Source organism: Bradyrhizobium sp. CCBAU 53351 (genome assembly GCF_015291745.1).
In the GTDB taxonomy this organism is placed as follows: domain Bacteria; phylum Pseudomonadota; class Alphaproteobacteria; order Rhizobiales; family Xanthobacteraceae; genus Bradyrhizobium.
This window is the reverse complement of the sequence record NZ_CP030059.1, coordinates 2536629-2554761: the sequence shown is the minus strand read 5'-3', so window position 1 is coordinate 2554761 and position 18133 is coordinate 2536629. Positions and strand designations below refer to the sequence as shown.

Annotated in this window: 14 protein-coding genes; 4 read left to right on the top strand and 10 right to left on the bottom strand. The window is 64.7% G+C overall.

Annotated features, from left to right (window positions below; genetic code table 11):
- Window positions 1–1584 carry an MDR family MFS transporter gene (locus XH83_RS11935; RefSeq protein ID WP_194407183.1) on the bottom strand — a complete coding sequence of 528 codons (1584 nt, stop codon included), beginning with the start codon at window positions 1582–1584 and terminating at the stop codon, window positions 1–3.
- 157 nt (window positions 1585–1741) lie between these two features.
- Window positions 1742–2257 (bottom strand): YcgN family cysteine cluster protein, encoded by a 516-nt coding sequence (locus tag XH83_RS11930; protein ID WP_194407182.1) that lies wholly within the window; start codon window positions 2255–2257, stop codon window positions 1742–1744.
- A 293-nt stretch (window positions 2258–2550) separates the two neighbouring features.
- Between XH83_RS11930 and XH83_RS11925 the strand changes: the two genes are divergently transcribed.
- The 4 genes from XH83_RS11925 to XH83_RS11910 all read left to right on the top strand — a co-directional run bounded on the left by XH83_RS11925 (window position 2551) and on the right by XH83_RS11910 (window position 7371).
- Window positions 2551–4839 (top strand): transglycosylase domain-containing protein, encoded by a 2289-nt coding sequence (locus XH83_RS11925; protein WP_194407181.1) that lies wholly within the window; start codon window positions 2551–2553, stop codon window positions 4837–4839.
- 9 nt (window positions 4840–4848) lie between these two features.
- Entirely contained in the window at window positions 4849–5427 is a 579-nt protein-coding gene (locus XH83_RS11920; RefSeq protein ID WP_194407180.1) for a DUF1214 domain-containing protein, read from the top strand.
- Window positions 5424–6008: a DUF1254 domain-containing protein gene (locus tag XH83_RS11915; protein ID WP_194407179.1), complete on the top strand. Its 585-nt coding sequence runs from the start codon at window positions 5424–5426 to the stop codon at window positions 6006–6008. The genes XH83_RS11920 and XH83_RS11915 overlap by 4 nt, the downstream gene beginning before the upstream one ends.
- A 175-nt stretch (window positions 6009–6183) precedes the next feature.
- A complete protein-coding gene (locus XH83_RS11910; RefSeq protein ID WP_246776499.1) occupies window positions 6184–7371 on the top strand; it encodes a sulfotransferase in 1188 nt (395 codons plus the stop codon).
- A 30-nt stretch (window positions 7372–7401) separates the two neighbouring features.
- On the opposite strand, the gene XH83_RS11905 is transcribed toward XH83_RS11910, so the two are convergent.
- The 8 genes from XH83_RS11905 to XH83_RS11870 form a co-directional block, all read right to left on the bottom strand.
- A complete protein-coding gene (locus tag XH83_RS11905) occupies window positions 7402–7842 on the bottom strand; it encodes a hypothetical protein (RefSeq protein ID WP_194407177.1) in 441 nt (146 codons plus the stop codon).
- A 44-nt stretch (window positions 7843–7886) separates the two neighbouring features.
- On the bottom strand, window positions 7887–11099 hold the full coding sequence (locus XH83_RS11900; protein WP_371746326.1) for an adenylate/guanylate cyclase domain-containing protein: 3213 nt from the start codon (window positions 11097–11099) through the stop codon (window positions 7887–7889).
- 106 nt (window positions 11100–11205) lie between these two features.
- A complete protein-coding gene (locus XH83_RS11895) occupies window positions 11206–12657 on the bottom strand; it encodes a serine hydrolase (RefSeq protein ID WP_194407175.1) in 1452 nt (483 codons plus the stop codon).
- A gap of 33 nt (window positions 12658–12690) precedes the next feature.
- On the bottom strand, window positions 12691–13896 hold the full coding sequence (locus XH83_RS11890) for a cytochrome P450 (protein WP_246776453.1): 1206 nt from the start codon (window positions 13894–13896) through the stop codon (window positions 12691–12693).
- Window positions 13897–14341: 445 nt separating this feature from the next.
- Window positions 14342–14851, bottom strand: a complete 510-nt coding sequence (locus XH83_RS11885; protein ID WP_194407173.1) for a DUF2867 domain-containing protein — start codon at window positions 14849–14851, stop codon at window positions 14342–14344.
- 130 nt (window positions 14852–14981) lie between these two features.
- Window positions 14982–15335 carry a hypothetical protein gene (locus XH83_RS11880; protein WP_194407172.1) on the bottom strand — a complete coding sequence of 118 codons (354 nt, stop codon included), beginning with the start codon at window positions 15333–15335 and terminating at the stop codon, window positions 14982–14984.
- Between the two features lie 166 nt (window positions 15336–15501).
- On the bottom strand, window positions 15502–16680 hold the full coding sequence (locus XH83_RS11875) for an MFS transporter (protein WP_194408237.1): 1179 nt from the start codon (window positions 16678–16680) through the stop codon (window positions 15502–15504).
- A 58-nt stretch (window positions 16681–16738) separates the two neighbouring features.
- Window positions 16739–18100 carry an NAD(P)-binding domain-containing protein gene (locus XH83_RS11870; RefSeq protein ID WP_194408236.1) on the bottom strand — a complete coding sequence of 454 codons (1362 nt, stop codon included), beginning with the start codon at window positions 18098–18100 and terminating at the stop codon, window positions 16739–16741.
- Window positions 18101–18133 lie beyond the last annotated feature (33 nt).

Here is an 18133-nt window from a genome sequence, read left to right as displayed (position 1 = left end):
CTACTCCGCCATCTCGACGGGTTGCTTCGCCGAAGGACCGGCCAGCGGCCGCTCTTCCATCGCGATCAGGCACAGCGCGGCAATGGTCATCAGCGCGGTGGCGGCGCCGAACACGTAGCGGAAGGCGTGCCGCATGTCCTCGGTGGGAATGGCGACGCTGCCCGCGGCGTGATGCTCGCCGGCGAGCGGAACGTCGATGCCGAGCGCGATCAGCAGGATCGCGGCGAAGGCGGCAACCGTGAACGAGGACATCAGCGAGCGGAAGAAGTTCATCGCGCCGGTGATGGTGCCGACCTGCGGGCGCGCGACCGAGTTCTGCAGCGAGACCACGCAGACCGGGAACGTGGTGCCGAGCCCAAGCGCGAACGCCGCCATCAGCGTGAGCAGGCTCCACAGCGGCAAGGTGGTGAGCGTGAGGCCGAGGCCGCACAGCGCGGCCCAGGAGGTGCCGATGATGGCGACGCGCTTGTAGTGTTTTGCACGGGCCATGGTGCGGCCGGCGATCGCCGCGCCGCAGGTCGAGACCGCCGCCAGCGGAATCAGCGCGAGACCCGCCTCGCTGGCGGTGAGATGGTAGACCGACTCGTAATAAAGCGGCAGCTGCACCGTGAGGCCGGTGATCGCGCCGAGCCCGCAGCCGCCGGCCGTCAGCGCGAACGGCGCCACCGATCCGGTCAGCAGCTTCAGCGGCAGGAACGGCTCGTCGGCCCGCCGGGCGTGCCAGACGAAGGTCACCGCGAGCGCGACGGCGCCGCCCACCATCGCCAGTACGGTCGGCGACAGCCAGGGATAGCGCGAGCCGCCCCAGGTCAGCACCAGCATGAAGACGACCGCAGACGCCATCAGCAGCACGCCGCCGAGCCAGTCGACCTTGCGCTTGCGGTGGAACACCGGGATCTTCTTCATGTTCGGCAGCAGCAGCCCAAGCGCCGCGGCGGTGAGCGGCAGATTGATCCAGAAGATCATCGACCAATGCAGATGCTCGGCGAACACGCCGCCGATGACCGGACCCAAAATGCCGCCGACCATCCAGACGCTGGAGAAATAGGCCTGGTACTGGCCGCGCTCGCGCGGCGAGACGACGTCGGAGATCACGGTCTGCACGACAGGCATGATGCCGCCGCCGCCAAGCCCCTGAAGGCCGCGCGCCAGGATCAGCATCGGCATGTTCGGTGCCACCGCGCACAGCACCGAGCCCGCCACGAACAGGCTGAGCGAGATGATGATCATGACGCGGCGGCCGTAGATGTCGCTGAGCGTGCCGAACACCGGCGCGACCGCGGTCGAGGCGAGCAGATAGGCGGTGATGACCCAGGAGAGATTGGAGACGTCCTGGAACTGGCGCCCGATGGTCGGCAACGCCGTCGCCACGATGGTCTGGTCGAGCGCCGCCAGGAACATCGTCAGCATCAGGCTGATGACGATGGTGCGGACCTCGTCCTGCGACAGCGGCGCCGGCGGCGTGATGGACGGCGCGTCATCGACACTGATGACCTCGCTCGGAAGCCGGGACAGCTCCTCGGCGATGTCGTCGGGCAAAGTCTGGATGTCGGCAGAACTGCTCTGCCGGTCGAACTTGTTCATCTCGCTCGGACGTCATGGGGCGGCGCAACGCCGCAAAGGATTCGTTCTATGCAGCCCAATCTAGACAGCAAAGTTTGTCCCGGGCAGGCACCCCGGCGCATGGGAGCATCCCGCCCCCGGGTCATCCCGAACAAGTGATCGGAGCCCGTGCGGCGGCTCAGTCCTTCGGACGTCGCTTCAAGCGCGCCCGTTTCGGCAGAAGCGCGGGCCATTGCACGATGTGGTCTTCGAGCTCCTCGTCCGGGATCTCCTCCTCGCTGCCCTCGACCCGGCCGCGCACGGAGACGCCGGCTTCGTGCACCGTGTTGGGATCACCGGAGACCAGCGGATGCCACCAATAGAGGTCACGGCCCTCGGCGACGAGCTTGTAGCCGCAGCTCGGCGGCAGCCAGTTCAGGGTGCGGACATTGGCCGGCGTCAGGCGGACGCAATCCGGAACCTTGTCGGACCGATTCGGATAGTCCTTGCAGGCGCAGCTCGCACCATCGAGCAGCTTGCAGCCGATATGGGTGAAATAGATCTCGCCGGTGTCTTCGTCCTCGAGCTTGTTCAGGCAGCAGCGGCCGCAGCCGTCGCACAGGCTTTCCCATTCGCCCGCCGACATCTCTTCCAACGTCTTGGTTTTCCAGAAGAATCCTTCCTGGCCTGAAGGTCGTTTGGGAGCTGCGGTCATGCGCCTCAACAAAGGTTCGAAAGAGCAACGAGCCATGCCATCTAGGGCGTGCGGCCGCCATGGTGCAAGCAACGCGCCTTTGAGGCCCGTAATGACCCGGGGTCAATTAGGCCTGTTGTTCAAAATCGCGAGCCTGACCATTGGTTTATGGCCCCCGCTCGGCTAGAAGGAACAGCAAGTCCCTCGGATGCTGGCCGGGCGCCTTGGGTTTGCCGCAACATTCCCCCAAGACGTCTCGACGCCGCCCCGGCCGGGTGCTTGGACGCTTTCGAAGCGAGCCTCAAGGGTTCTAGGTGCGCCAGATCATACCACCGCATTGGAAGCAGAAGATCCGGAATTTCTTCCTGGATCTCGATGCGCGCATCGACTCCTCGCTGTTCTCCTCGGCCAAGGGCATCCGCGAGCTCTACGAGCGCTATTCGACCTTCATGGACCGCTTCTATGTCGGGCGCTGGAAGCGCTGGGTGTTCATCGAGCCACTGTCGGAAGCCGCAACGCTGGGCCTCGGCGGCCTGGTCGTGATGCTCACGCTCGCCATTCCCGCCTTCCGCGAGACCGCGGACGAGGACTGGCTGAAGAAGTCCGATCTCGCGGTGACCTTCCTCGACCGCTACGGCAACCCGATCGGCAGCCGCGGCATCAAGCACAACGACTCGATCCCGCTGGAAGATTTTCCTGACGTGCTGATCAAGGCGACGCTGGCGACCGAAGACCGCCGCTTCTACGAGCATTTCGGCATCGACATCGCCGGCACCGCGCGCGCGCTCGTGACCAACGCGCAAGCGGGCGGCGTCCGCCAGGGCGGCTCCTCGATCACCCAGCAACTCGCCAAGAACCTGTTCCTGAGCAACGAGCGCACCATCGAGCGCAAGGTCAACGAGGCCTTCCTCGCGGTCTGGCTGGAATGGCGCCTGACCAAGAACGAGATCCTCAAGCTGTATCTGGATCGCGCCTATATGGGCGGCGGCACCTTCGGCGTCGACGGCGCGGCGCATTTCTACTTCAACAAATCCGCGCGCGACGTGACCTTGGCGGAAGCCGCGATGCTCGCCGGCCTGTTCAAGGCGCCGACCAAATACGCCCCCCACATCAACCTGCCCGCCGCCCGCGCCCGCGCCAACGTCGTGCTCGACAACCTCGTCGATGCCGGCTTCATGACCGAGGGCCAGGTGTTCGGCGCCCGCCGCAATCCGGCCTTCGCGGTCGACCGCCGCGACGAGGCCTCGCCGAACTACTATCTCGACTACGCCTTCGACGAGATGCGCAAGCTGGTCGACACCTTCCCGAAGTCGTACACCGAGCGCGTCTTCGTGGTCCGGCTCGCCATCGACACCAACGTGCAGAAGGCCGCGGAGGACGCGGTCGAGAACCAGCTGCGCCAGTTCGGCCGCGACTATCACGCGACGCAGGCCGCGACCGTGGTGTCCGATCTCGACGGCGGCATCCGCGCCATGGTCGGCGGCCGCGACTACGGCGCCAGCCAGTTCAACCGCGCCACCGACGCCTATCGCCAGCCCGGCTCCTCGTTCAAGCCCTATGTCTACACCACCGCCCTGCTGAACGGTTACACGCCGAACTCGGTCGTGGTCGACGGCCCGGTTTGCATCGGCAATTGGTGCCCGCAGAATTATGGTCATTCCTATTCCGGCTCGGTGACGCTGACGCAGGCGATCACGCGCTCGATCAACGTGGTGCCGGTGAAGCTCTCGATCGAGATCGGCCGGAGGAACGAGCCCAAAGCGCAGAACCCGGCCAAGGTCGGCCGCGCCAAGATCGTCGAGGTCGCGCGCCGCTTCGGCCTCAAGGCGCCGCTGCCCGACACGCCGTCGCTGCCGATCGGCTCGGACGAAGTCACCGTGCTCGAGCACGCCGTCGCCTACGCGACCTTCCCCAACCGCGGCAAGGCGGTGACGCCGCATTCGGTGCTCGAAGTGCGCACCGGCGCCGGCGACCTCGTCTGGCGCTGGGACCGCGACGGCCCGAAGCCGCGGCAGGCGATCCCGGCCTCCGTTGCCGCCGACATGGCCGGCATGATGAGCCACGTCGTCAGCGAAGGCACGGCGCGCCGTGCCGCGCTCGACGGCATTCCGACCGCGGGCAAGACCGGCACCACCAACGCGTATCGCGACGCCTGGTTCGTCGGCTACACCGGCAATTTCACCTGCGCGGTGTGGTACGGCAACGACGATTACTCGCCGACCAACCGCATGACCGGCGGCTCGTTGCCGGCGCAGACCTGGCACGACATCATGCTCGCGGCGCATCAGGGCGTCGAGGTGCGGGAGATCCCAGGCATCGGCATGGGCCAGAAGCTGCCGCCGCAGCACGTGAGCAACGCGCAGGCCAACGCAGCGCCGAAGATCCTGGAGACCAAGCCCGGTCCGCCGCCGGTGCTGACCAAGCGCGGCGCCGACATCCTGGTGCGCGTCGAGAAGCTGCTGGATGACGCGGCCAAGACGGCCAGGAAATCGGCGGATGCCGACGCCAAGGCGGCCAAGCCGGCCTCGGCGACGAGCGCGCTCGCCTTCCCGCAGAACTATGCGGAAGAGAATGCCAACGCCACCGCCCCGCGCAAGAACTGATCGAAACCCGTGCGGCTGATCCTGATCACATTGACGGCCCTTCTGCTCGCGACGGTGGTCGGCGTCGGCGCAACCTGGATGACGACGACGCGCGGCACCGAGATCGGTGCGCTGACCATCGGCGCCTGGACCGCGCGCCCGCGCACCGGCACCGCCGACGTCGATCCCTATTCGCGCGCCACCATCGTGCGCAACGGCGAGCTGCCGATCGGCACCGGCGACGGCGTCGCCTTCACCGCCACCACCGACGACAAGAAAAAGGCGCTCGACGGCCGCTGCGACGTGATCGTCTCCGGCGTGACGCCGCCCGCGCGGTTCTGGACGTTGACGCTCTACGACCGCAAGGGCCATCTCGTCGCGAATTCGCTCCAGCGTTACGGCTTCACTAGCCAGGAGATCGTGCGGCAGTCCGACGGCTCGTTCGAGATCCGCATCGCCTCGCGCTCGCGCGCCGGCAACTGGCTGCCGACCGGCGGCATCGAGCGCTACGCCCTGATGCTGCGCCTCTACGACACCCCGGTCGGCGTTGCGACGCGTACCCAACGCGATGCGCCGATGCCCTCCATCTCGACGGTGGGCTGCTCATGATCCGCCTGCTGTTCACCATCGTTGCCGGCATCGTGCTGGGCCTCGTCGTCCATCTCGTCAGCGTGCTGGCGCTGCCGCGGATCGCGACGCAGGACGCCTATTCCAGGCTGACGCCGATGACGAAGCTGAACGCCGTCAGCCAGCTTCCCCTCGCCGATCCCTCGACGTCGCCGATGCCGTTCATGGACCCGGCCTTTGCGCTGGCGATCTGCCGCTACGACCTTTCGGGTGGACCGATCAAGCTCACCGTGCCCGTCAGCCAGGCCTACACCTCGGTGTCGTTCTACACCCGCAACGAGATCGCCTATTACGCCATCAACGACCGCTCGGCGGGCCGCAAGGTGATCGAGCTCGATTTGATGACGGAAGCGCAGCACAACGATCTGCCCGAGGACGAAGAGGTCACCGCGGCCGACCGCCTCATCATCGATTCCCCCAGCACCACCGGCCTGATCGTGATGAAGGCGCTCGCCCCCGAGCCCGGCCTGATGCAGCAGGCGCAGGCCACGCTGCAAGCCGCGACCTGCGCGCCACAGACCGAGCCGCCCGCCAAGGCCGAAGCGCCGCGGGGCCGGCGCTGAGCGCGGCTGGTTCGGCGGCCCTCAAGATCCAAAATCTGAAAAACAACCCCATGCACAGTAGCAGGGGCATTGAAATCGTTGGGTTTAAGCCGCGGACCCGTCAAGCGGCCGCTGACCTGATGTCGGCCTGTTCGGATCTTGAAAGCCTTTGTCGGCGCGCATAGCCTTGCAGCCAATGTCGCCGGCTCGCACCATCGATATCGACGACCTCCGGCGCGCCGCCGCGCGAAAGCTCGGCGGTTGGAGCAAACCACCCGACGATGTCCATCTCGATGGATTGCGCTGCCTCGCCTCGGCGCTGGCGAGACCCGGTCGGTACACCGAAGGGGAGTTGCGTCTCCTCCAGCGCGAATTATTCGTCCGCATCCTGGCCGACCTCAGCGTATCCCGGGATATCGCTGATCATCCCGAGATCGCCGACGTTCCGGTCAGGCGCCCGCTCTTGATCACCGGATACGGCCGCACCGGAAGCACTCTCCTCCATAATCTGATCGCGCTCGATCCTCACATGCGCGCGCCTCGGCTGTGGGAATTATGGAGCCCGTCGCCGCCTCCGCGTCCCGAGACGGCCGCGTCCGATCCGCGCATCGCGTTCGCGCGGCGACGGCTGAAGGCGTTTACTGCCGCCGATCCGTCGATCCTGAAGATACATCCGATGGCAGCCCTTGCGCCGGACGAGTGTCACTGGATGATGCGGCATAACACGCTGACGCCAATGTTCTATCAGGCACCTGAATACTGGGAATGGTTAAAGCAGCTGAGCAAGGGAGACCTCCACCAGCTCTACTCGCATTATCGGCTCCAGGTACAGCATTTGCAGTTATATGTCCGCGGCGATGTCTGGGTGAGCAAATCCCCTACGACCCACCTGCATTTCTTGCCAGTGTTGTTCGACGTCTTTCCCGACGCCAACGTGGTGCGGCTGCACCGCCATCCCTCCGACGCGGTGCCATCCCTGTGCAGCCTCGTGTCCGGTTACCGGCGGCTGTTCGCGCAAAGAGTGGACTATGCCGAAATCGGCTCCACTCTTCTGGACATGTTCGTGGATAACATGGACCGGTCCATGGCGGCGCCGGCGGACAAGGCGGGCCAGATCACCGACATCCAATTTGAGGATCTCGTCGCAGATCCAGTGGCGACGGTACGCAGCGTTTACCGGCGCTTCGGCTATCCCTACGGCGGCGCGAGTTTTGAAGGCGCGATGGCGCGCCATCTCGAGAGCGAGCAGGCCGCAAAAGCGCGGCACACTTATGCGCTCGAGCAGTTCGACCTTTCCCAAAGCGAGGTGATCGATCGTTGCGGGAACTATCTCCGCTGGCTGGGGACGCACGGCAGCGGGTCCGTCGGTGGCACACCGTCGTGACGAACCCGAACCGCCTTGAGCCCCGCAGATTCAGCTGCCGTACGGCGGCTCGTTCGCCAACGGATGGCTGTCGGAGGGATAGCGACTCTTGATCAGGATGGTGATACCGCCGCGCGAAGTCCGGGTGTCCGGTGCCTGCCAAATCAAGACCTCGAAATCGTACCCAGGTGCCCAGGCAAATGTGATGGGCGTCGCCGGGTCAGTCCCAAGCGCGGCGAAAATGACGGCGCGGATCGCTTCCTGCTGCGCGATCGGTATCTGCCCCAGGAACTTCCTCCATTCGCCCTTGATCGCCATCTTGTCGTCGATGACGACGCCGCTCTGCCCAAGAGGCTGGCCTTCCTTGAAGGCGTCCCTGTGCGGCACCAACTTGGCAATCCTTTCCTTCGAGAACGCGATGTTGAGCTTACCGAGCGCTGTTTGAAGATGAGGCATCCGCAATCTCCGATCAAATGGCTGAAGAAAACTCAATGCAGCTTAAGATTGACACCGCTCCATAGCCGGCGCAACGGCGATTATCTGCCCTGACCGTTTACCGCATCGCGTGCAGACGTCGGACCTTCATCGAACCTTGCCGCAACCTCATCCATCAAAGGCGCGTATAGCTGCGCGCCGGTTTCCTGCATCAGGCTTCGGGCGCGCGCTAAATCCGAGAGCGCAAGCTCGACCCGGCCCGCCTGTCGCTGTACATCCGTCCGGACGAGACGGGCGAGACATTCGGCAACGCGCGCCGTCCGTGCCGTCGCCACCTCGATTGCCTCTGCTGCCGCGAGTTGAGCCGCCTCCAGCTCATTGTTCAGCCGGTGTGCATTGGCAAGATCGGCCAGAATCCGCGCCTCCGATTCAAGCCCGGCCTTGCGCACTCGCGCAACCGACAGCGCCTTGTCGAGGCTTTCCACCGCCTGGGCAAACCGGCCGCCGACCAGATGCGCCAGGCCGAGACAGGCGAGCGCATTCACGAGGATATAGGGGCTGCCGGTTTCGGTGGCCATCGCCATGGCACGCGCGGCGTGAAGATCGGCGAGCGCCTTATCCTCAAGCGCCCAAGCCATGTCGACAAAGGCAACGTTGACGAGATGGAGCGTGATGTCGTTGGAATCGGCTTCGATCTGCAGCATACGGTCGAGCCAGGGCCTTGCCTCGTCGAAGCGCCCGAGCTGGACCAGGACCTGCCCGCGCATTACGGTCAGCCAGCGCGCGACGTCGAAGTTGAAGAGCTGACGGTCGAATTCGCTGATGGCGTCAGCGCGGTCGGTCGCGTCGATGATAGCCTGCAGCGCCTCGTCGAGCCGTCCCGACAACCGCATTGCTTGTGACAGCACGGCGGTCAGCATCGCCTCGCCGCTACGGTCCTGCCCACTCGTCAGCGCGAGCGCCTCGCGCGTCCGCGCGACGTAGTCGTCCGCTGATCCGCTCACCGCGAGGTTCCGGCCATATGCGGCATGAATCCAGGCATGGGCCCGCGCATTGCCCGAGACGAGCGCCAGTTGCCGTGCTTCCTCGAACCAACGCCGCGCCTCCTCGGCCGAAATACCTTCGCGCCAGCCGAAGGTCAGGACCTGGATGCAGCAGGTCAGCCGCAGATAACCGATAGACTCGGATAACGGCTGGCCTTCCAGCAATTGATGGACCTTCCGCCAGCTTCGCAAGGCCTGGCTTGAATCGTGCGTACCGATCCATAGTGCGGCCCGGATATGGGCCTGCGCCGCTTCCATCGGCTGGCCGGCTTCTTCGAGATGATAGGCCAGCAGGCTGGCCCGCTCCTCCTTCCGGTCCGTGAAGTGCTGCTTCATGATGCGCGCGACGTCGCCATGGATGCCGCGACGGCGCTCGCGCAGGAGAACGCCATAGCAGGTCTCCTGAACGAGTGGATGCGAGAAGGCATGGACGCCGGGATCGAGCGCCAGTTCGCGCAGCAGCTCCGAGCGGCGCAACCGGTCGAGCGCGTCGTCGAGCTCCGGAGACGACAGCCCCGTCAGCGCTTCGAGAATATCGCGCGGCGCTTCGCGGCCGATCACCGCGGCATACTGCAACACGCGGCGCGCTGGTTCGTCGAGGTGATCGATCCGGGCAGCGAGCAGGGCTCGGATCGTGGGCGGCAAGGGAATCGCCTCGATGCCTCCCGCAAGCCGGTAATTGCCGCGTTCCCCCTCTAAATCGCCGCGGTCGACAAGGCAACGCACCAGCTCCTCGAGAAAGAACGGGTTGCCCTGTGCGCGATGGGCGATATTGCGCGAAACCAGCGCCAGCGAGGAATCGGAGCCGAGAAGCAGGCGCAATAGTCCTTCGGACTCGGTATCGGCCAGCGAGGAGAGGTTGATTTGCCGGTAATGGCTTCGCTGCATCCAAGGCGCGCTGTAGCCATGCCGGAAGTTCAGCAGCAGCATGGTCTTGGTGCCGGTGATGGCATCGGCGATCACGTCGATGAATTCCTCGCTCGCGGCGTCGATCCAGTGCAAGTCCTCGAGGAGAATGAGCGCGGGCTGCAGCTGCGGTCCCGATCGCACGAACAGACGCACCAGTTCGACGAGCCGCTTCTTGCGCATCGCGGGATCGGTCTGGGCCGTCGGCTGATCCGGGTCGACGAGGCCCAGAAAGCCGAGCAACAGTGCCAGCGTCTCGTCGTCCACCCCGTATGCCGACATGACGCTTTCCACCCGCTCCTGCGCCTCGGAGGCCAGCGTGCCGGGCTTGATGCCAAGAAAGTCGCGAGCCAGTTCGACGACGGGCTGATAGGGCGTCGCGTGGCCGTGCGCTGTCACACGAGCTTCGAAAACCCGATAGCCTCGATCGCGACAGCGCTCGGCGAATTCGAAGCAAAGCCGGCTCTTCCCCGAGCCGGCTTCTCCGACGACGCCGACAGCCCGCGGCTCGCCGGCGGCTGCGCTGGCGAGTTCTGCCTCAAGCAGGTCGATCTGAGCGGAGCGACCGATCAGCGGGGTTAGCGCAGTCTGACTGCGAAATATGACGCTAGCCGGCGCATGATGCAGGCGCTCCAGCCTGAAAACCTCCATTGGTTCGGTCACTCCGCGAACCACACGCAGTCCAAGCGGCGTCGCTTCGACGTAGTTGCGGGCCGCGGCGGCCGTGGCGCCGGTGATCAGGATTTCGCCCGGCTCGGCCATCTGCTCCATGCGCGCCGCCACATGCGCGGTGGACCCGGACACATCGTATGTGTGATAGAGGCTGTTGACGACCGCCTGCAGGATCACCTCGCCGCTGTGGACGCCGACCCGGATCCTCAGATCGCGATCACCGAGTTCCGCCAGGGCAGCCTGAAGCGCCAGGGCCGCGCCGCAAGCGCGCACCGCGTGGTCCTCACGGGGCACCGGTGCGCCGAACAACGCCATCACGCCATCGCCCTGCACCTTGTTGACGATGCCGTCGTAGCGCTCAACCCCCCGCCGCATGGCGTTGATCGCCGGCTGGATCCGACGCATTGCGTCCTCGGGATCGGCGTTTTGGATCAGCCACGTCGAGTTGCTGATATCGGCGAAGAGGACGCTGAGCTGTTTGCGTTCGCCGCCGGTCGCGCTCAGCGCGCGCAACCATTCTTCCGCCGACCGACTCGAGGAAATGGTGAGCGGCGCGCTGCACTTGCCGCAGAAGCGGCTGATCGGGCCGTTGATGTGGCCGCACGCGATGCAGACCGTGCGCATCGGCTTTCCGCAGGTCTCGCAGAATGCATTCGTCGCGCTGTTGTCGCTATTGCAGTATCGGCAAAGCATACGCAGGACCTTGCATCCGATCGCCACGGATCAGGATAACGCGGGAAATGCGTTGTTGCCATAGTCATGGTCCCGCCGCGCATTCGACCCCCAACCTGCCGAGGTCCTAACGCTTTGCGAACGGGATCATCATCAGGAGCGGTCGCTGGACAAGCTGGGCGGAAAGTCCCGCGATGGCACCGTCGTTATCCCTATAATATTCGACCAGCACGGGGAAAAAGGTCCCGAACGCCCCCACTGTGAACAGGAAGGTCGTGTCGCCAAACTGATCCAGCTGCCAGCTCGACCCGTAATAGCTGATCGACAGAATGGTGCCATTCAGGCTCACCACGAGATCGCCATATCCGGGATTGCTGAACATTCCCGTGAATTTCGCGATTGCGGGCGGCGCCAGGGCCATGGCCACGCCCTTGGCCACCGGCGACGGCGGCTCGGCGGACAAGCTCAGGGCTCCCATCGGAGCGCAGCTGGGAAGCTCGACGGTATTGGAAAGCGAGTTGGTTAGCAAATGATCGTAAACGGCGGTCGCGATCTTATCGGGCCATTTGTTGCGCAGCATTTGGTTGGTGCAGTGCTGGTTGGTGAGGACGACCACCCCCATCCCGTCGTCCGGCATGAACGACACGTATGCCGAACCGCCCTGGGGATCGCCGGTATGGAACACCAATCTCTTCTGCCGAGGACCGTTGGGTGTCTTGATGGTCAGCTTCCCGACGTTCCACCCCAGTCCATACATGGTCCCGTCGCCGGGATCGCTGAACGGGTGATAGGTGAGTCCCAGCGCTCCCTCGCCGATCACGACCTTGCCGTTCCCTGTCATCCCCCTTCTCAGCAACAGCTCGACCCACTTCGCCATGTCGAGTGCCGATGAGTTGATCTCGCCCGCGGGACCAATGTTGGTGAAGTCCTTCAGGGCCAGGGATGCCTCGCCGATATAGCCGAGCACGCGATTCGAATTTTGCAGATAGTCCGCAAACGACAGCGTCGTCTCAGTCATTCCGAGAGGACCGAGGATGCGGCTCCGTATGATATCCTCGTAGCTCTCGCCGGTCAGTATCTCGAGGAGATGGCCGGCAACCATGTACAGCAAGTTGTTGTAGATGAACTTCGCCCGGAACGGCACCGCTAACGGCAGATCGCGCAGGCGGTAGAACAACTCCGCCCGCGCGAAAGGACCGAGGTACCAGAGGCAATCATGCGGGGCGAGCCCGGTGCGATGACAGAGGAGGTCGATCAACGTTGCCTCGCCCGACGCGAGCGGGTCCGACATCTTGAAGGATGGAACAAACTGGCAGATCGGCCGGTCAAGCGATAACACCTTGTCCTCCGCGAAGATCGAGAGCAACGTGCTGGTGAACGCCTTGGTGGCCGAGCCGATTGGAAAGAGCGTGTGCTCATTGACCAGCGTCCCGGTCGCGCGGTTGCGGAAGCCGAAGCCACCGGCATAGACCATCCGGCCGTTCTGCAGGATCGCGACGCCAACGCCTGTATTTGCGACCGGCGGATCGGCAGCCTCGATTGCGTCCTCGACGATGCGTGCGAAATCCGGAGTACTCATTGGTTTGTCCTCAAATGCCGCCCACGTAAAAGATCACAGAACGGAAAACCTGACAGGCAGAGTCCGAGGGCCGCCTATAAAAATCGACGCCAGCCGGCGCGGCGTACCCGAAAGCTCGATGAACGTCAGCCGGCGCAGCAATTCCTCGAAAAAGACCTGCATTTCCAGCCTTGCCAGATGTTGACCAAGGCAAATATGCGCACCATGACCAAAGGCAACGTTGCGGCCGCGGTCATGGCCGATACGGAAATGGTCCGGCGAGTCGAAGGCCAGCTCGTCCCGGTTTCCCGAGAGATAGCACAACATCAACCAGTCGCCGGCGGCGATTTGGCGCCCGTCCAACACGACATTCTCCCTCGCGGTCCGCATGACATGCTGCACTGGCGCGGTCCAGCGCACCGCTTCCTCGACCAGACCAGGCACGAGACGGAGGTCGGATTTGACTTTGCGGAATTCGCCGGGATTTTCGCACATTGCCCAGATTGCGCCCGATATGGCGGAGCCAACGGGGTGATGACCGGCCGTCAGGAGCACCATCAGATAGCTGACGGCTTCAAACCGATCGATCGGCTCGCCGTCTACCGTGGCGTTTGCGATTACGCTGATGAGGCCATCGCGCGGGGATCGACGTGCCTGTTCGATCAGCGGTGCAAAATAGCTGTCGAAGTCGGCAACCGCGTCTCTCAAACGCCTGGCGTGCCGTGCCGGATCACGGCTGGCCCAGCGCGCGCGCGCCGGTGGGTCGTCCTGACTACGGAATAGTCCCTGGATGAGAGCGAGCAGATGCGCCTCGTCCTCCGCCGGTAGCCCGAGCATCGTCATCGTGACTCGCAACGGGTAGAGCTGGGCAACGTCGTGCACGAATTCGCAGGTCTCGCCCCGCTTGATCGTGTCGTCGACGAGGTCACGCGCGATCGCTCGAACGCGATCTTCAAGCATCGCAACGCTTTGCCGCGCGAACCATCGTTGCGTGACTTGGCGATATTGTGAATGGTCCGGGGCGTCCATTTGCAAAAGTGTTCGCATGAGATGCGGACTGCCGCCGGTCAGGCTGCGCGCCAGCCGGTCGGCGGCCTTGGGCACGAGTGTGCTGGCCCGATCGCCATTGCGGAAGAGATCGTGGCGGCGGCTGACCTCGACGATATCGGCATATCGAGTGACCGCCCAAAACGGGTCGAAGCCGTCCATCTCGAGCCAGCCAAGCGGCTTATTCGATCGCAACCAGCGAAAGCCAGCCATCAATGCATTCTGGGTGGCGTAGGCCCTGGGAGACACCAAGAGCGCACTTAACTCGGCGGGTATAGCGGAGGCATGACACATGGCCAAAACTAAACTGGCGGGCGGAACTGCACCAATGCTAGCGCTCGAAATTGGCCCGGCCCCACATCAGAGCGAAGGGGCGAGCACGATCGCAATCAATGATCAGACTGGCAGGGCGCGAGCCTGCGAGGCTTGATCCGAAGGTAGATTGCAACCAAAAATTGGTGAGAACAATGTATTTTCCGGATCCCCGTCGTTCAGGGGGTCTCGGCTGGCTGTTTTGATTTGATTTCAGCGCTTTGCGCTGTAATCCAACGCGACGAAAACCCCATCGTCTCAGGCACCTATGCGTTGCCTTGTCATCGTGAGCACGCCGCCTCGTCACGTCTTGCCCAGATGCGATTGCCCCTACAGCGTGGCCGGCCTAGATCTTCACGGCTCTTGCCGCCTGCTCCAGACTGGCCGGCACGATCACGCGATGAAACGGTGCTATCGTCGCCAGATAGATGCGCCCGAGCCGGTTATGGCAATGCACCACTGTGCCCGCGACCAGCTCGCGCCGATTTGCTGCGTCGGCACGAAGCTGGATCGTGAGGCGGAAGTCGAGATGCCGGTCGTCCGCGCCCAGGATCAATTCCGTCGCGCTCTTTGACAGCACCGGGAAGAAGCCGATCACCGGCCCATGCGCCGCGCCGGCGAGACCGACGGCGCGCGAGGATTTGACGCCGACCGTCGACATCACCACATCGCGGAGGCGCGTGAGTGCACGAATCCACCACGCCTGTCGCTCGAGCGCGGCGCGTGTCAGCACCTCGACATCGTCGCTGGCGCCCGCCGGCAGGTAAATTGCAAACGCGTCCAGAAGGTCCGCGCCCCCGTAAAGCGGCGTGAGCGCGCTGTTGCTGGGCATGGGCACGGCGCGCGCTTTGGTCATGAGATCAGGTACCCGTGGGCGTTGCGCAGTTGACGTTACGCACGATCTTACCGCCATCATCTTTTCTATACCGATGCGCTGTGCATCGCAACAAGCTCGTAGCCCGCATGTCAGCTGCGCGCACCGTCGATCAAGTCTGACCATGCCGAGGCCCGGTGATCCGCAAGCCGGAGGTCGGCGCCTCGTTAACCCAAGCGGCTGCGGAAATCAGTGCGAATTTGAAGTGGGCGACCGCCGCGGAAGCGACCGTGAACATTGCCGACGCAATCCAGATCGGCACCAGCAGGAAGATGGCAATTGCGCCCTGGCCACAGGCGCCGCACCCCAACTCAAACACGATGGGAAAAACACCTAGCAGGGTGACGACGGAAATTCCTGTACTGAACCAAACGCCCCTCCTTCCCCATCGCGCACCAAAAAGCCATGGCACGGCGGGAAAGCCGACGGAGAGAACGACCAGGGAATTCACCAGGGTGTCGAACATGATTTTACCCAATCGGCTGTTCGACGGCGCTCTCAAACCGCGCAGTTCAGCCCATTCACGCACGGATCTTGGTCGTCGGTACGAGGCCGATAGTTCAAACGCATCCGACAATCCGCGCGAGCTCTACCCAGTGCGTGATGACTAGCGATCCCCGCAGCGGCCGGGCTCACGATGAACGCTTGCCCGCATGATCCCGCCGCGCCCACAATAGCGCCAGCGGCCCCAGTGCGATTCCGGCCGCGAGCACGATGAACACCAGCAGCCAGCCGCTTGCGCTCTGCGGTCCGCCGGCGATGTCGAGCGCCACGCCGGTGCCCCAGGCGCCGAGCGCCGACAAGCCAAAGCCGACCGTCGAGTGCAGGGCCAGTGTCGCGCCGCGATGCTCGGAGACAGCCGCAGCCGACATGCCCGCGGTGAGCGCGCCTGAATCCGCCGGCACCGTCAGGCCGTAGAGCATCAGCAGCAGCGCGAGCACCCATGCCGGAGCCGTGGCGTTGAGTCCGATCACCAGCGCAACGCAGGCCGACGCGATCATCACGACCGTGATCGCGCGGTGGCGTCCGAATTTCAGGGCGGCCTCGTTGCCGAGGATGCTGGCGGGCATCGAGATCACCGCGAAGCAAAAGCTCATCAGCACGGGCGTCATCCAGGACGGCCCGCCTTGATGCGCAACGACGAAAGTCCAGAACCCGACCAGCCAGGTGCGGATGCCGTAGAGTTCGAAGCAGTGGGCGCCGTAACCGAGGATGTAGCCGAGCGCCTCGCGATTGGTGAAGACGGGTGCGAAATTCAGCAGCCGTCCGGCCTTCGGCGCCGGCCGCCGTTGCTCGATCAGCAGGCACGCGGCCACCATCGCGATCGGGCCGACGCCGGTGACGTAGAACGCGGTCCGCCAGCCCCAGCGATCGGCGAGGACTTGCGCAACCAGGAACGACAGGCCGACGCCCACCGAGAAACTCGACGTGTACAGCGTCACCGCCCGCGACGTGTCGCCGGCAGGCAATCGGTCGGTCAGCGCCTTCAGCCCCGGCATGTAGGCGCCGGCAAAGCCCAACCCCGCGAGCGACCAGATGATGGTACCCGACCAGAACCCGTCGGCGAAGACGCCGAACGCCAGGGTCGCGAGTCCGCTGACGATGGAGCCGCACAGCAGCACGATCCGCGCATCGATGCGATCGGTCAGCGTCGTCAGGACCGGAACAGCCAGCATGTATCCGAACGCGTAGCCGCTCGCCATCAGCCCGCCTTCGGCAGCAGACAGCCCCCACGCCGGCATCAGATGCTGCGCCAGGTTCGCGGACAGCGTCACATGCGGCAGCAGATTGCCGAGCTGGCCGAGACACATCACCGCAATCAGCGGCGCCCCGCTCAAGCTCCGAATGCTCTCCTCCCGTCTGATCGCGTCATGAGCAGCCACACCCGGCGCGGCCTGCCTTCTTGGCCGATTCATCCGCCGCGCAGCAAGCCGAGAGATCCTGCTTCGCCGGGCCGCCGCAGCATCCCGCATCGGCCGTCTCGACCCCACCCCGCGTGCAGACGCCGGTCTCCGGCAGCACGAGCTCGACCCGAGCAGCGGCCTTCTTGTCACCTGAGATGTCGGCCGCGATGGAGCGGACCTGCTCGTATCCGGTCATCATCAGGAAGGTCGGCGCACGGCCGTAGGACTTCATGCCGGCAAGATAGAAGCCCGGCTCGTCGTGCGCGAGCTCGCGCGCGCCGTGGGGACGGACCGTGCCGCAGCTGTGCTCGTTGGGATCGATCAGCGGCGCCAGTGCGGCCGGAGCCTCGATCGCCGGATCGAGCCGCAGCCGCAATTCGGACAGGAACGATAGATCGGGACGGAAGCCGGTGGAGACGACGAGTTGATCGGCCACCACACTTCGCGCACCACAGCCGCTGCCAGCCGAAATCTTCAGGCGACCTTCGGCCTCCCCGAGATGCGTGACTCCAAATTCGCTCTCCACCTTGATCTTGCCGGCGGCGACGAGTGCGGCAAAGGCCGAGCCCAGTTCGCCGCGCGCGGCCAGCTTGTCATTGCGGCCGCCGCCGAAGGCCTTGGCGGGATCGGCGCCGCGCAACAACCAGATCGCTTGCGTGCCCGGTACCTCGCCCGCGAGCTGCGCGAGATCGATCAGCGTACCGACCGCCGAATGGCCGGCACCGAGCACGGCAACGGTCTTGCCGGCATATCTGGCGCGACCCGTGCCCCGCACATCCGGCATGCCATAGGAGATGCAGTCGGCCCGCTCGCGCTCGCCAATCGCGGGCAAACCGTTGCTGCCAGCGGGGTTGGGGGAGAACCAATTGCCTGACGCGTCGATGACGGCATCGGCACGCAGCACCTCGGGACCCCTGCCGTTCTGATAACGGATTTCGAACGGAGCCTGCTCCCTCCCCTTCGTCTTCGCCTTGTCGAAGCCGGCGCGGCTGATCGCCGTAACCCGGCTAGAAGTCCGGATCGTCTCGCGCAACGGCGTGCGCGTGGCGAGCGGCGTCAGATATCGGTCGATGAGCTCGCCGCCTGTCGGATAGGACTGAGGGTCCGGCGAATTCCACCCCGTCGGCGCGAGCAGGCGCGCCGCCGCCTTGTCGATATTATACTCCCACGGCGAGAACAGCTGGACATGCTGCCACTGTCGGACCGCGTGCGCGGCTTCAGGCCCGGCCTCGAGCACGATGGGAGACATGCCGCGTTCGAGCACATGTGCGGCGGCAGCGAGGCCCACCGGCCCGGCTCCGATGATAGCGACCGTCTTGGCGCTGATTTTGGTGCTCACTCCGACTTCTCCCGTATTTCT